This is a genomic window from Vibrio hepatarius (assembly GCF_011806575.1).
Lineage (GTDB): Bacteria > Pseudomonadota > Gammaproteobacteria > Enterobacterales > Vibrionaceae > Vibrio > Vibrio hepatarius_A.
The window spans coordinates 50,810-65,243 of the sequence record NZ_JAATOO010000018.1 but is presented as its reverse complement, the minus strand read 5'-3'; the positions used below and the strand labels follow the sequence as shown (position 1 = coordinate 65,243).

Annotated in this window: 15 protein-coding genes; 13 read left to right on the top strand and 2 right to left on the bottom strand. The window is 48.1% G+C overall.

Going from position 1 to position 14,434, the window contains the following annotated elements:
- Positions 1 to 14 precede the first annotated feature (14 nt).
- The 13 genes from tet(34) to pgpA all read left to right on the top strand — a co-directional run bounded on the left by tet(34) (position 15) and on the right by pgpA (position 11,175).
- Complete coding sequence (gene tet(34), locus HCZ42_RS14790; protein ID WP_053408911.1) at positions 15 to 479, top strand: oxytetracycline resistance phosphoribosyltransferase domain-containing protein Tet(34); 465 nt, start codon at positions 15 to 17, stop codon at positions 477 to 479.
- 99 nt (positions 480 to 578) lie between these two features.
- On the top strand, positions 579 to 1,826 hold the full coding sequence (gene frsA, locus HCZ42_RS14785; protein WP_167421420.1) for an esterase FrsA: 1,248 nt from the start codon (positions 579 to 581) through the stop codon (positions 1,824 to 1,826).
- A 105-nt stretch (positions 1,827 to 1,931) separates the two neighbouring features.
- Positions 1,932 to 2,321: a sigma factor-binding protein Crl gene (gene crl / locus HCZ42_RS14780; protein WP_167421419.1), complete on the top strand. Its 390-nt coding sequence runs from the start codon at positions 1,932 to 1,934 to the stop codon at positions 2,319 to 2,321.
- 244 nt (positions 2,322 to 2,565) lie between these two features.
- Positions 2,566 to 3,699: a glutamate 5-kinase gene (gene proB / locus HCZ42_RS14775; protein WP_167421418.1), complete on the top strand. Its 1,134-nt coding sequence runs from the start codon at positions 2,566 to 2,568 to the stop codon at positions 3,697 to 3,699.
- Positions 3,700 to 3,758: 59 nt separating this feature from the next.
- Positions 3,759 to 5,009: a glutamate-5-semialdehyde dehydrogenase gene (locus HCZ42_RS14770; RefSeq protein ID WP_167421417.1), complete on the top strand. Its 1,251-nt coding sequence runs from the start codon at positions 3,759 to 3,761 to the stop codon at positions 5,007 to 5,009.
- A 103-nt stretch (positions 5,010 to 5,112) separates the two neighbouring features.
- Positions 5,113 to 5,562 carry a transcriptional regulator NrdR gene (gene nrdR / locus HCZ42_RS14765; protein WP_167421416.1) on the top strand — a complete coding sequence of 150 codons (450 nt, stop codon included), beginning with the start codon at positions 5,113 to 5,115 and terminating at the stop codon, positions 5,560 to 5,562.
- Positions 5,563 to 5,574: 12 nt separating this feature from the next.
- Entirely contained in the window at positions 5,575 to 6,681 is a 1,107-nt protein-coding gene (gene ribD, locus HCZ42_RS14760) for a bifunctional diaminohydroxyphosphoribosylaminopyrimidine deaminase/5-amino-6-(5-phosphoribosylamino)uracil reductase RibD (RefSeq protein WP_167421415.1), read from the top strand.
- 2 nt (positions 6,682 to 6,683) lie between these two features.
- Positions 6,684 to 7,337, top strand: a complete 654-nt coding sequence (locus tag HCZ42_RS14755; protein WP_167421414.1) for a riboflavin synthase — start codon at positions 6,684 to 6,686, stop codon at positions 7,335 to 7,337.
- Positions 7,338 to 7,398: 61 nt separating this feature from the next.
- Positions 7,399 to 8,508, top strand: coding sequence for a bifunctional 3,4-dihydroxy-2-butanone-4-phosphate synthase/GTP cyclohydrolase II (ribBA, locus tag HCZ42_RS14750; RefSeq protein ID WP_167421413.1), 1,110 nt, complete (start codon positions 7,399 to 7,401; stop codon positions 8,506 to 8,508).
- 174 nt (positions 8,509 to 8,682) lie between these two features.
- Complete coding sequence (gene ribH / locus HCZ42_RS14745; RefSeq protein ID WP_053408902.1) at positions 8,683 to 9,153, top strand: 6,7-dimethyl-8-ribityllumazine synthase; 471 nt, start codon at positions 8,683 to 8,685, stop codon at positions 9,151 to 9,153.
- On the top strand, positions 9,153 to 9,620 hold the full coding sequence (gene nusB, locus HCZ42_RS14740) for a transcription antitermination factor NusB (protein WP_167421412.1): 468 nt from the start codon (positions 9,153 to 9,155) through the stop codon (positions 9,618 to 9,620). The genes ribH and nusB overlap by 1 nt, the downstream gene beginning before the upstream one ends.
- 73 nt (positions 9,621 to 9,693) lie before the next feature.
- The gene (gene thiL / locus HCZ42_RS14735; protein WP_167421448.1) at positions 9,694 to 10,659 is read left to right on the top strand and encodes a thiamine-phosphate kinase; all 966 of its coding nucleotides are present in this window, start codon (positions 9,694 to 9,696) and stop codon (positions 10,657 to 10,659) included.
- A 12-nt stretch (positions 10,660 to 10,671) separates the two neighbouring features.
- Positions 10,672 to 11,175, top strand: coding sequence for a phosphatidylglycerophosphatase A (gene pgpA, locus HCZ42_RS14730; protein ID WP_167421411.1), 504 nt, complete (start codon positions 10,672 to 10,674; stop codon positions 11,173 to 11,175).
- Between the two features lie 56 nt (positions 11,176 to 11,231).
- On the opposite strand, the gene HCZ42_RS14725 is transcribed toward pgpA, so the two are convergent.
- Positions 11,232 to 11,615, bottom strand: a complete 384-nt coding sequence (locus HCZ42_RS14725) for a DUF3461 family protein (protein ID WP_167421410.1) — start codon at positions 11,613 to 11,615, stop codon at positions 11,232 to 11,234.
- A 118-nt stretch (positions 11,616 to 11,733) separates the two neighbouring features.
- The gene (gene glnD / locus HCZ42_RS14720) at positions 11,734 to 14,355 is read right to left on the bottom strand and encodes a bifunctional uridylyltransferase/uridylyl-removing protein GlnD (RefSeq protein ID WP_167421409.1); all 2,622 of its coding nucleotides are present in this window, start codon (positions 14,353 to 14,355) and stop codon (positions 11,734 to 11,736) included.
- Positions 14,356 to 14,434 lie beyond the last annotated feature (79 nt).

Below are 14,434 nucleotides of genomic sequence, written 5' to 3'. Positions count from 1 at the left end.
ATTAGGTTAATACAATGAGCAAGAAATTTGTCATCACTTGGGACCAAATGCATGCGTTTTGTCGCGAGCTTGCAGCAAAGCAGATGCCAGCAGAGCAGTGGAAAGGCATTTGGGCAGTAAGCCGTGGTGGTCTGGTTCCTGGTGCAATTCTGGCGCGTGAGTTGGGTATTCGTCACGTCGATACTGTGTGTATCTCAAGCTACGACCACGATCATCAACGTGACATGAGCGTGATTAAAGCGCCAGAGGGTGACGGTGAAGGTTTCCTAATCGTAGAAGATTTGGTTGATAGCGGTGACACCGCGCGTAAGCTTCGTGAGTTGTATCCAAAAGCGAAACTGATTGCGGTATGTGCGAAGCCATCAGGTGCTGCACTACTTGACGACTACGTTGTCGATATTGCTCAGGAAACGTGGATTGAACAACCATGGGATATGGCAATTCAATACATTGAGCCAATTAACCGTAAGCAAAAATAAGATTCAGGCAGATAACTTTCCGTTTCTTGATTAATGACCCTTCATTGGGTCATTTTTTTTATTACTATTTAGAAAATACTAACAAGCTAGGTTCCAGTAATGTCCGAGGAAGTCAGCAAAAACCTCTCTGAACGTCTTTTTGTTAAGCACAAGCAAGCCAGAGAAACATCCGCTCTCATCAAATACATGCCAAGTAGCGAAGCGTTTTTAGACCAGAAACGCGAGCAAGATAATTTCAAGTGGTATCGTAACTTACGTCGAATGCAGTGGGCATGGCAGGGAATTGATCCGATTGAGATAGAAGCTGTGTTGGCCAAGATTGCCTCTTCGAAGCATTCTCGAACTCAAGAGCAGTGGCTAGATACCGTGATGGGCTATCACAGTGGAAACTGGACCTACGAATGGATTAAGTTAGGTATGCTGCACCAGAAGCGTTCTGGAGAACTCAAGGGTGAAGAGGCCGCTGATGAAATGTTTAATGCCTCACTGTGTTTCAGTATTGCTGGTTATCCACACCTAAAAAACGATAACTTAGCGATTCAGGCGCAAGTACTTGCCAGTACGGCTTATAGCGAAGCGGCGAAAAAAACCAAGTTCATCGTTAAGCGTATCGAAGTCCCGTATCAGAACAAGAAGATCATTGCGCACCTGCACTTAACTTCAACCGAGAAGCCACAGCCTGTGGTTTTGGTTAGCGCTGGCCTTGATAGTTTGCAAACCGATTTGTGGACGCTATTCCGTGACCATTTGGCGAAAAAAGGCATCGCGATGATGACCATCGATATGCCGTCGGTCGGCCACAATACCCACTGGAATTTGACCGAAGATACCTCAGTGTTGCACCAAGCGGTACTTAACGAGCTATACAGTATTCCTTGGGTTGATCACCACAGCGTCGGGCTGATTGGTTTTCGTTTTGGCGGCAACGCTATGGTGCGTTTGTCGTTCATGGAACAAGACAAAATTAAAGCGTGTGTGTCACTCGGTGCGCCTATTCATGATGTGCTTTCTTCTCCTCAAAAGCTGAAGCAAATGCCAAAAATGTACTTGGATGTACTGGCCTCGCGCTTGGGTAAGGATGCGGTTGATATCCATAGCTTATCGAGTCAGTTGATGGCTTGGTCGCTGAAAGTGCAGGGGATTCTTTCCAGTCGCAAGACCAGAGTTCCTATTCTGGCAATGAGTTTAGAGGGTGACCCGGTTTCTCCGTACAGTGACAACCAGATGGTGGCGCTGTTTAGCGATTATGGCAAAGCGAAGAAAATCAGTTCCAAGACAATTTCACAAGGATATGAGCAATCCCTCGATTTAGCGATCAAGTGGTTGGAGGATGAGTTAATGAGATGACATTTCGTTTAATTTAGACGAAACTGAACTTCAAGACGCGTGGAAACAATAAGTTATAAAATGGCGTCTGTAACTATAAATACAGAAATGAATATGGAGATTCATATGTCTGATATGGCTAAAGTTCCAACTCATTACCGCTTGCTAACAACGCTGAAAGCGATAGGACCGTACTTACGTGAGCCTCAGAGTGAAGAGGGGTATTACGTATTCGATTGTTTATCTGTTTGTGTTAATGACAAAAAGTCACCGGAAAAGAGGGAGTTCTGGGGCTGGTGGCTCGAGCTGCAAAAACAAGGAGAGGTTTATCAAGCTCGCTACAGAAAGGGACTCTACGACATCAGCGGGGAGTGGCAGGATGAAGCGCTGCCAAAAAACGTGATTGATGATGTCAACCGAACTCAGGAAGCATTCCATCTTAAGCTCGTTGAGACCATGCAATCAAAGTTTGCACTAGAGATAGAGATGCACGAAGAATCTGTTGAATTCGTCTAATTTTTACCTGTTATATTTTTTCTCTATTAAAAAGGCGCCGTTTGGCGCCTTTTCTACTTGTGAATTTGTGCTCGGGTTGCTAAAACAACAGGTCTGGATGCTATTTCGACATAATCCTGTAAAACAAACAGTTTATGTCGTGCCGACTCTAGCGACGACTTTCAGCATGAACCATGATGATGTCGTAGAGAGAAGTGGTTTCAATAGCTTAGAACCTGTTTATTTTATTCATAGCAGAACGAGAATGAATCAAGAATGCGGACAAACTCTACAGCCGAAAACTGTAGTAGTTAAACTGGGTACCAGTGTATTAACTGGTGGTACGTTGGCGTTAGACCGTGCTCATATGGTTGAGTTGGTGCGTCAATGTGCAGAGCTTAAAAAACTAGGTCACTCTGTGGTCATGGTATCGTCGGGCGCGATTGCTGCCGGACGTGAGCACCTTGGTTACCCCGCACTCCCCAACTCGATGGCGAGCAAACAGTTGCTTGCAGCGGTGGGCCAGAGTCAATTGATTCAAACTTGGGAAGCCTTGTTCGGTATCTACGGCATAAAGATCGGTCAGATGCTGTTGACTCGCGCGGATCTGGAAGACCGTGAGCGTTTCCTCAACGCACGTGACACCATCAATGCTCTGGTCGAAAACGATATTATCCCAATCGTTAACGAAAACGACGCGGTCGCGACCAGCGAGATCAAAGTCGGTGATAACGACAACCTATCTGCCTTGGTGGGTATTTTGTGTGGCGCAGACAAGCTATTGCTGCTGACCGACCAAAAAGGTCTGTTTACCGCGGACCCGCGTAAAGACCCAGAAGCTGAGCTGATCAAAGAAGTCAAAACCATCGACGACACGCTGCGTAAAATTGCCGGCGGTAGCGGCACGACGCTAGGTACGGGTGGTATGGCGACCAAACTGCAAGCGGCGGATATTGCTCGCCGTGCAGGGATTGAAGTGATTATCGCGGCGGGCAGCGCGCCAAACGTGATTTTTGATTCACTTGGTGATGAGCCACATGGCACGCGTTTCTTACCGTGTGAAGAAGCTCTGGAAAACCGTAAGCGTTGGATTCTAGCTGGTCCAGCAACGTCTGGGGATATCGTGATTGATGAAGGTGCGGCGAAGGCAGTTTACGCTAAAGGCAGTAGCTTGCTTGCGAAAGGCGTAACCAAAGTAAGCGGTGAGTTTGCTCGTGGCGATGTGGTTCGAGTGACCGACGTGAACGGTAAAATTGTCGCGCGCGGCATCTCAAGCTACTCAAGCAAAGACATGACCAAAATCATCGGCAAACACAGCAAAGATATTTTAGGAATATTGGGTTATGACTACGGCAGCGAAGTGCTGCACCGTGATGATATGGTAGTAATCCAAGAATAATACCAAGTCTCATACTGTCTGACGATTAAACGACATTGGTATAAGAAGAGGGAAACATAGTGGAACTGATTTCTATGGGTAAAGCTGCCAAAGACGCGGCTTTCCAACTAGCAACGGCTTCAACAGCACAAAAGAACCAAGCATTGGCCATCATCGCCGATGAGCTGGAAGCTAACTCTGCGACCATTTTGGCCGCAAACGCAAAAGATATTGAACTGGGTCGTGAGGCAGGTCTAACCGATGCACTGCTCGACCGCTTACTGCTTAATGAAGAGCGCTTAACGGGCATCGCCAATGATGTCCGTAATGTGATCAGCTTGAATGATCCTGTCGGTAGTGAAATTGATAGTAAGGTGCTGGAAAACGGTATGTCGTTGTCTCGCCGCCGAGTACCACTTGGTGTTGTCGGTGTGATTTACGAAGCGCGCCCAAATGTGACCATCGATATCGCGGCTCTGTGTTTGAAAACGGGTAATGCCAGTATTCTGCGTGGTGGTAAAGAAACCTTCTTCTCTAACATGGAATTGGTCAAGGTGATTCAGTCAGCACTGGCTAAAGCTGATCTCCCTGCTGCTTCTGTGCAGTACATCGAAAAGCCGGATCGTGAGTTGGTTTCTCAGTTACTTAAACTCGACGATTATGTTGATATGATCATTCCACGTGGTGGCGCTGGTCTACACAAAATGTGTAAAGAAAACAGCACGATCCCAGTGATCATCGGTGGTTTTGGTATCAGCCATATTTTTGTTGATGAGAGCGCTAATCTAGCCAAATCTCTTGATGTGGTTGAGAACTCTAAAGTGCAGCGCCCTTCTGCGTGTAACTCACTGGATACGCTATTAGTGCACGAACGTATTGCCGCAGAGTTTTTACCAATGCTGGCTGAACGCTTGAATGACAAAGTCACGTTTGTTGCCGAACCAAAGGCTAAAGCACTGATGAGCAACGCGACGCAAATTCGTGATGCGGCTGAGGGCGATTTTGATACCGAATGGTTGAGCTACACGCTGGGCGTTAAAGTCGTTGCAGACGTGAAAGAAGCGATTGACCACATGCGTGTTCACAATGCGAGCCACTCAGACGCGATCATGACCAACAGTCTAGAAAACTCTGAGCTGTTTATTAATTCGGCCGGCTCAGCAGCGGTTTACGTGAATGCTTCGACACGTTTTACTGACGGAGCACAGTTTGGTTTAGGTGCGGAAGTCGCCGTATCTACGCAGAAACTGCACGCCCGTGGTCCAATGGGTCTTGAAGAATTAACCAGTTACAAGTGGGTAGGTAAGGCAAACTACTTGCCGCGCAGTTAACAAAACGCGCGACGGAACGGTGAAAAAGGGGCTGATTGGCCCCTTTTGCTTTTCTTAGCTTTGTTAAATCCGCTACACTATCTGGCATTATTTTGGAGGTGATATGCATTGTCCTTTTTGTTCTGAGAACGATACTAAGGTAATTGACTCTCGTTTGGTGGCGGATGGCCATCAAGTTCGTCGTCGTCGGCAGTGTTTGGCGTGCAGTGAACGTTTTACGACGTTTGAAACTGCTGAATTAGTGATGCCAAAAGTGATTAAATCAAACGGCAACCGAGAACCGTTTAACGAAGATAAAATGGTTGGCGGTCTGCAGCGCGCACTGGAAAAACGTCCGGTCAGCGCAGACGCAGTAGAACTTGCGATCAGCATGATTAAGTCTCAGTTACGTGCGACGGGTGAACGCGAAGTGCCGAGTGAAATGATCGGTAACTTGGTTATGGATCAGCTTAAAGAGTTAGATAAGGTTGCGTATATCCGTTTCGCTTCGGTATACCGCAGTTTTGAAGATATCCGCGAGTTTGGCGAAGAAATCGCTAAACTGGAAGACTAACGGCAGCCAGCGATGTCCCAATTTTCTCCTCTAGATTTTCAAATGATGTCGCGTGCGATTCAACTCGCGAAAGGCGGCATCTACACCACGGCGCCTAATCCGAACGTCGGCTGTGTGATTACCCGCGATGGTGAAATCGTCGGTGAAGGTTTTCACTTCAAAGCGGGCGAGCCTCATGCCGAAGTGCACGCGCTGCGTATGGCGGGCGAGAAAGCTGAGGGTGCGACCGCTTATGTCACGTTGGAGCCTTGTTCTCACTATGGTCGAACTCCTCCTTGTGCTGAAGGCTTGATTAACGCCAAAGTAGCGAAAGTTATCTGTGCGATGCAAGACCCAAACCCGCAAGTCGCCGGTCGTGGGATTCAAATGCTGCGTGACGCTGGCATTGACGTCCAGGTTGGTTTGCTCGAAGCCGATGCGTACGCGCTCAATCCCGCTTTCATTAAACGAATGAAAACCGGTATGCCGTTTGTTCAGTTGAAAATGGCGGCGAGTCTGGATGGTCAAACCGCTCTCGCCAACGGGCAAAGCCAGTGGATCACCTCCCCACAGGCGCGTCAGGATGTGCAAAAATACCGTGCTCAGAGCGGTGCGATTCTCTCGACCAGTAAAACGGTGACCGATGACAATGCTTCGCTGAATGTACGCTGGGACGATTTGCCGCAAAGTGTCCAAGCCAACTATTTACAACAAGATTTACGTCAGCCTGTTAGGGTGATACTCGACCGCCAGCAGCAACTGACGCCTGAGCTCAAGCTTTTCCAATCCACAGGCGCTACGTTGATTGTTTCTGACCAAGGCGACATTGCGCCTAGCTTAGATAGCGAGCAGCGTATTGACCTCAAAGCGACGTTTGCGCAATTAGCCAGTCATCACAACGTGAACCACCTTTGGGTGGAAGCGGGCGCCACTTTGGCGAGCAGCTTAATCCACGCTGGTTTGGTGGATGAGCTTATCCTCTATCTTGCGCCTAAAATTATGGGGAGCGATGGCAGAGGGCTGCTCGGTGCGCTAGGGCTTGAATCGATGGCAGAGGTCATTGAGCTGGATATTCAAGACGTAAGACAAGTGGGCAAGGATATTCGTATCGTTGCCAAGTTACTAAGAAAAGATTCGTAATTATGTTTACAGGTATTGTGGAAGCAGTCGGCACGTTGACTGCGATTACACCGAAAGGTGAGGATATCAGTGTTACCGTCGAAGTCGGTAAGCTGGATATGTCTGACGTTAAGTTGGGTGACAGCATCGCGACCAATGGTGTGTGTCTGACAGTGGTCGATTTTAGTCAGACTAGCTACACCGCGGATCTTTCGTTGGAGACGCTGAAGAAAACCGGTTTTGCTGATTACCAAGCAGGCGACAAAGTTAACTTAGAAAAAGCGATGCTGCCAACAACTCGATTTGGCGGACATATTGTGTCTGGTCACGTCGATGGTGTGGGTGAAATCGTTGAGCGCAACATGGTAGGGCGTGCGATCGAATTTTGGGTGGCAATGCCGAGTGAAATCGCCAAGTACGTCGCTGAAAAAGGCTCAATCACAGTTGATGGTATTAGTTTGACAGTGAACGCGCTGCGCAAGGATGCGTTTAAACTGACGATAGTGCCTCACACCGGAGAAGAAACCACCATTGCAGACTTCCATGTTGGACGTAAAGTAAACCTAGAGGTTGACGTGCTCGCGCGCTATATGGAGCGACTGCTTACCGCGCAACGAGATCAACAGCCAGAGTCTCGTATCACGATGGAATTTTTACAACAAAACGGATTTGCCTAAGCAAGTAACCCTAGGTTAGATAACCCAATTCGCCGCTAGAAGCCGATTAAGGAATAAAAAGATGCCAATTAGTACGCCACAAGAGATTATTGAAGATATTCGCCTCGGAAAGATGGTTATCCTGATGGATGACGAAGACCGTGAAAATGAAGGTGACTTGATCATGGCTGCCGAGCACGTGACTCCAGAAGCGATCAACTTTATGGCAACTCACGGTCGTGGTTTGATTTGTCTGACGATGACCAAAGAGCGTTGTGAAAAGCTCGGTTTACCACCTATGGTGCAAGACAATAACGCTCAGTACACGACTAACTTTACCGTCTCGATTGAAGCGGCAGAAGGCGTCACAACCGGTATTTCAGCGGCAGACCGTGCTCGTACGGTACAAGCTGCCGTGGCAAAAGATGCGAAAGCGGCCGACCTTGTGCAGCCTGGTCACATTTTCCCGCTGGCGGCTCAAGAAGGTGGTGTCCTTACTCGCGCCGGTCATACCGAAGCTGGGTGTGATTTAGCTCGCTTGGCAGGTTTCGAGCCAGCAGGCGTAATCGTTGAGATTCTTAACGACGATGGCACGATGGCGCGTCGCCCAGACTTAGAAGTGTTTGCGGAAAAACACGACATCAAACTTGGTACTATCGCGGACCTGATCGAGTACCGCAATAACACCGAAACCACGATTGAACGCGTGGCTGAGTGCAAACTGCCAACCGAATTCGGTGAGTTTGAACTGGTGACTTACCGTGACACCATCGATAACCAAATTCACTACGCGCTGTGTAAAGGGGATCTCGAAGGCCAAGCGCCACTGGTTCGCGTGCATCTGCAAGATACCTTTACCGACCTGCTTCGCAGTGACCGCAATGCAGAGCGTAGCTGGACGCTGGATAAAGCGATGAAGCGTATCGGGAAAGAGGGCGGGGTACTGGTTATCCTCGGCAACGAAGAATCGACGGATCTGCTTATCCACCGCGTGAAGATGTTTGAAGCGCAAGATAAAGGTCAAGCGCCAACGTTGGCGAAGCGTCAAGGCACTTCTCGTCGCGTCGGTGTTGGTTCGCAAATCTTGGCGGATTTGGGTGTGCATGATATGCGTCTACTCTCTTCAACCAATAAGAAGTACCACGCGTTGGGCGGCTTTGGTCTGAACGTAGTGGAATATGTCTGCGAATAATCGCCACAACAGACGCTGAATCAGAGGGCAAATGGTTTTGTGACCATTTGCCCTCTTTGCTATTCAAACCGTTAGTCGAGGCTCGAGCAATACGAAATTCCATTAGATATTGCTCACAAATCTATGCTAGAATCCGTCGATTCTCACTTGATGAACATAGTTAAAGGAAAGCTTATGAAAGTGATCGAGGGTGGCTTCCCAGCGCCAAACGCAAAAATTGCTATCGTTATTTCTCGTTTCAACAGTTTTATTAACGAAAGTCTATTGTCTGGTGCAATCGATACTTTAAAGCGTCATGGACAGGTTAGCGAAGAAAACATTACTGTAGTTCGTTGTCCTGGTGCAGTGGAGTTACCTCTTGTTGCTCAGCGTGTAGCGAAAACAGGTAAGTTCGATGCAATCGTGTCTCTAGGTACAGTAATTCGTGGTGGTACACCACACTTCGACTATGTTTGTAGTGAATGTAACAAAGGTCTTGCGCAAGTATCTCTGGAATACAGCCTTCCAGTAGCATTTGGCGTTCTGACTGTTGATACAATTGACCAAGCTATCGAGCGCGCAGGAACCAAGGCTGGTAATAAAGGTGCAGAGGCTGCACTGAGCGCACTTGAGATGATTAACGTTCTTTCAGAAATTGATTCCTAATGGGGGCCAGTGTGAAACCAGCCGCACGTCGTAATGCACGTCGATTCGCTCTACAAGCGATCTACTCATGGCAAATTACCAAAGAAAATGTTGCCACCATTGAAGAGCAGTTCTTATCTGGCGGTAAGTATGATGAAGAAGAGCATCATGCCGCAGAACCTGCACTAGCAGCTCCAGAAACTGACGTTGCATACTTCCGTGACCTACTAACAGGTGTTGTGCTAAGTCACACAGAACTAGACAGCAAGATTCGTCCTTACACTGCACGTCCAATGCAGGATCTGGATATGATGGAGCTAGCATTGCTTCGTCTTGCTATGTATGAAATGACACGTCGTGAAGACGTACCTTACAAAGTGGTTATCAACGAAGCGATTGAACTTGCAAAAGTATTCGCGGCGGAAGATAGTCACAAGTTTGTGAACGGTGTGCTTGATAAAGCAGCGCCGCACGTTCGTAAGAAGTAATTGATTTCAAATTTAAAAAGGTCAGCAAATGCTGACCTTTTTTATTCGTACTCAACAATCTGTGGAATTCCTAATGTCTGGTGAATTTAATCTGATTGAAAAATACTTTGTTGGCAGGCAGCAGCAGCGTAAAGACGTGTTGTTGGCCGCAGGTGATGATTGTGCCTTGGTTCAAGTACCACAAGGCTTATCTGTCGCCATCAGTACCGATACCTTAGTTGCCGGAACCCATTTCCTTCCAGACGCGAATCCTGCGTGGGTAGCGCACAAAGCGTTAGCATCCAACATCAGTGATTTGGCTGCCATGGGTGCGACACCAGCTTGGGTCTCCTTTGCGTTGACGATGCCCGAGCCGGATGAAGCTTGGTTGGCTCCGTTTTGTGATGCATTTTTCAAGCTTGCCGATTATTTTGGTATTCAGTTGATCGGCGGTGATACCACCAAAGGTCCGCTGAGTCTCACGCTGACCGTACAAGGTCTGGTCGCGCCGGAGAAGGCACTGCGACGAGAAGGCGCTAATGTGGGTGACTGGATTTATGTCACTGGTGACTTAGGCGACAGTAAAGCCGGCCTTGACGTAATTCTTAATCGCGAGCTTGACTGCAAGCCGTTCGCGAGTGAGTTGGAGCAACGTCATTATCTCTCTACACCACGAGTGTTGGTAGGTCAGGCTTTACTTGGCTTAGCCAGTGCAGCAATTGATATCTCCGATGGCCTGATCTCAGATTTACCGCATATTTTGCAGCGTTCACAAGTTGGCGCTAGTATTGACGTTTCTAAGCTGCCTGTATCTAATGAGTTAGTTCAGTTTGTCGGTAATCCGGAAGAGGCACTTCAATATGCTCTAACCAGCGGCGAAGAATACGAGCTGTGCTTTACTGTGCCTGAACAAAACCAAGGCGCTATCGAAAGTGCGTTGGCGCACTGTGGCGCTAAGGTAACTTGTATCGGTCAGATTCGACCACAGGGCACTTTTGACCTTCATTTACACGGTGAAGCGCTAAATTGGTCACTCAGTGGCTACGACCATTTCAAATAATAAAACACTAGTATGACAAACCCATTATCTCGCATTTCACTCAAGAACCCGTGGCATCTACTGGCGACAGGGTTTGGTAGTGGTTTATCTCCAATTGTTCCTGGTACGATGGGGACTCTGGCTTCATTGCCGTTTTATCTGCTCTTGGCGCATTTGTCGCTGCCGCTGTATGGGCTGGTGGTGATTGCTTCGTGCATCATTGGGGTAAAGATCTGCCAAGTGACTTCTGACGATATGGGCGTGCACGACCACGGCTCGATCGTTTGGGATGAATTTTCCGGAATGTGGATTACCATGCTGGTGGTACCGATGTTCGGTTTAGCCGTGTTTGATTGGAAATGGCTCGCGACGGGGTTTGTGTTGTTCCGTTTCTTTGACATGGTCAAGCCATGGCCGATTGGTTGGTTAGACAAGCGAGTTCATGGCGGGTTAGGCATTATGCTCGATGACATCGTGGCAGGTGTGATGGCGGGTGTTGCGCTGTATTTGGTCGGTCTATACGCAGGTTGGTTATAAACGTAATCCGAGATCAAAAAAGGCGTCCTATTGGAAGCCTTTTTTGTGTTCAGCGATTATTTTAGCTTTTCTAGATCGGCTTCAATCTCAGCGATCTTACTAGACACCACTTTTTCTAAATGACGCAAATCAGACAGGATTTTCTGTTTCACATCGGTCTCGACCTGTTTCTCTGGTTTGGTAATCTTGTTCAGTTCATCAATAACCAATGTTAGGTTACGGTTGATCTCGGTGACTTCTTTGTATTTGTGACTGCCGCTGTCAACCAAAACATTTTTCACCTGACGTGGGTATTTGAATTTCACGCTTTTCGCAAACAGTTCTCCTTTTTGCTTGCGAAAATAGACTTTTAACACGTCCTTGTGCGCTTCTTGGCGAAGTGAATAGCGCTCAATCTGTTTAGGATCTTGAATGCCTAAACCGGTGAGGTGTGGAAACATAGGCTACCTCTTTAACTGTGTCGAAGTTATTAACTAATCCAATAGTTAATGTAGCAGCCTATTAGCGTAGTAGATAGTTGATTTTTCAAGCAGAGCAGTAACTTGTGGTCAAGATCGCTTACGGAGCGAGCTTGGCCACGTTTTCGATTAACTCCGCTCTCAATTGCAACTCTTCTTCCTCGGTTAGCTTGCCACCGTTATCACTTGTGATGATAAATAAATCCTCGGCACGCTCACCAATCGTAGTGATTTTCGCCGCATGAAGATGTACGCCTAAATCGGCAAATGTGGCGCCGACTGTCGCCAGTAATCCTGGTGTATCGAGAGCAACAAACTCCATCAACGTGCGTTTTTTACTCTTGGTCGGCAGAAAGTCCACCTGAGTTTTCACCTTAAAGTGCTGCAACTTACGTGGTATACGGCGCGTTTTAATCTTCGTCGGACGGCCATCCTTCAGCACGTGAACCAAATGCTTGATCACCGCTTTGTGACGGTCTTCTTCGATCACGTTGCCATGCTGGTCGAGAACCATAAAAGTATCGAGTACGTAGCCGTCTTTACTCGACATGACCTGAGCGTCGTGAACGTTAAGATTACGACGGTCTAGCTCCGCCACCACTGTCGCAAAAAGTGCATGTTGGTCTTTGCTGTAAACAAACACTTCTGTACCGCCTCGGGTCGCTTTCTTGGAGATTAAGATCAGCGGTTTAGAGTGATCGTCGTGGCGCAACAGGTGCGTACAGTGCCAGGCGATTTGTTTATGGGTATGTCGCAGGAAGTAGTCGGCTTTAAAACGTTGCCAGAGTACTTCTATTTCTCGTGCGCTAAAACCTTCTTTACGCAGCAAAGCCGATGCCATTTGCTGGTTATGGCGAATACGTTCGCGTATATCGACAGGATTTTCTAAGCCGCGACGCAGTGCTCGTTGCGTTGAGTGGAATAGCTCGGCCAGTAGGGTACGCTTCCAACTGTTCCAAAGCTCAGGGTTGGTCGCGCAAATATCCGCAACCGTCAAACAAACAAGGTATTCAAGGCGTTCTTCGTCGCGGACTTGTTTAGCAAATTCGGTGATGACTTCTGGGTCGTAAATATCACGGCGCTGCGCGGTGACCGACATCAGTAAGTGGTTACGCACCAGCCAAGAAACCAATTTGGCCTCTGGTTTTGACAGGCCGTGTTCAATACAGAAGTCATACGCTTCTACTTCGCCGATCTCTGAGTGGTCTCCGCCACGACCTTTACCGATATCGTGGAAAATCGCCGCGAGAATGAGCAGCTCTTTTTTCTGAATACGTGGGTACACTTCGCAGCAAATTGGATGCTTATCGTGGTTTTTAGCGTAGCTAAAGGTATTGATGTGCTTGAGCAAGCGGACGCTGTGTTCATCCACGGTGTAAACGTGGAAGAGGTCAAACTGCATCTGACCGACAATCTGGCTCCATTGCGGTAGATACGCAGCAAGTACGCCTAACTTGTGCATCAGGCTAAAGGCTTTGTGCAGCGCATTAGGGTGGCGGCACAATTCCATGAACTTTTCTCTCGCGGCAGGAATCGTATGTAGGAACTTATTGAGTCGACGGCGCGCAGTACGCAGCTGGCGCATAGTCGGCGGTGCGACCCCTTCGATAGTCGAGTCATTAGCGATATGTAGGAACATATCCAGAATGGTTTCTGGACGCGCTTGGAATAATGCTGGCTTTCTCGCTTCGATTAGGTGACCACGACGCAAGAAGTCGTCGCTGAGGATCTCTGGTTCGCTTTCGATACCGTTGTCGAGAATCGCTTGGTCGAACAGTTTAAGTAGCATTTTGTTGAGTTCGGCGACACGTCTTAGCGTGCGGTAGAACTCTTTCATCATTTTCTCGACCGCTTGGTTACCTTCGCCTTGGAAACCTAAGCACTCCGCAACCTGAGCTTGGTGAGCAAACGTCAGGCGGTTGTCATAGCGTTTTAGCTGTAAGTGCAATGCAAATCGCACCCGCCAAAGGAAGTCCTGACACTCTAGCAGCTCACGGTATTCGGCGTCGGTTAAAAAGCCGAAGTGGCTCATTTCGAGCAGAGAGGTCGCGCCAAAGTGACGGCGGGCAATCCAGCTTAAGGTATGGATATCGCGCAGGCCACCCGGTGTCGATTTGATATCCGGCTCAAGGTTGTAGGTGGTGTCGTGGTATCGCGCGTGGCGTTGGCGTTGCTCTTGAACCTTCGCTTGATAGAACTGCTCGCTCGGCCAGAATGACTCCGAATGAATCACCACTTTAAGTTGGTGGAAGGTATCTTCACAGCCACACAGTAGTCTGGATTCTTGCAGGTTGGTCGCAACAGTTAAGTCTTCGCGGCCAATGGTTGCGCACTCTTCAATACTGCGAACCGCGTGGCCCACTTCGAGTTTCAAATCCCAAAGTAGGGTGATAAATTCGCTGACTTTTGCGGCCAAAGACTCGGGTAACGATTTACGCGAAATAACGAGAATATCGATATCAGAAAGCGGGTGCAGTTCGCCGCGACCATAACCGCCAACGGCGACAAGGCTGATGTTTGGTAGGGCAGAAAAGCCAAAGTGGCTCCATAGCCTGTTGAGCATCAAATCAATGAACTCCGCACGACCTAATACCAGGTCGGTGACCGGATGATGATTGAGAAACTCCGTTTTCTGGTACTCAGCAAACGCTTCGAGTTGGTTTTTTAGCTCACTAATGGTGATCTGATGATCTTCTAAAGTCAGCGGTGATTGAATAGGCATACAGCGAGTCCGTGCAAAATATCCTGATTGGACTCAATCTAACAAAATAGGGTTGTAAGAAAAATAACTATTTGGCTTC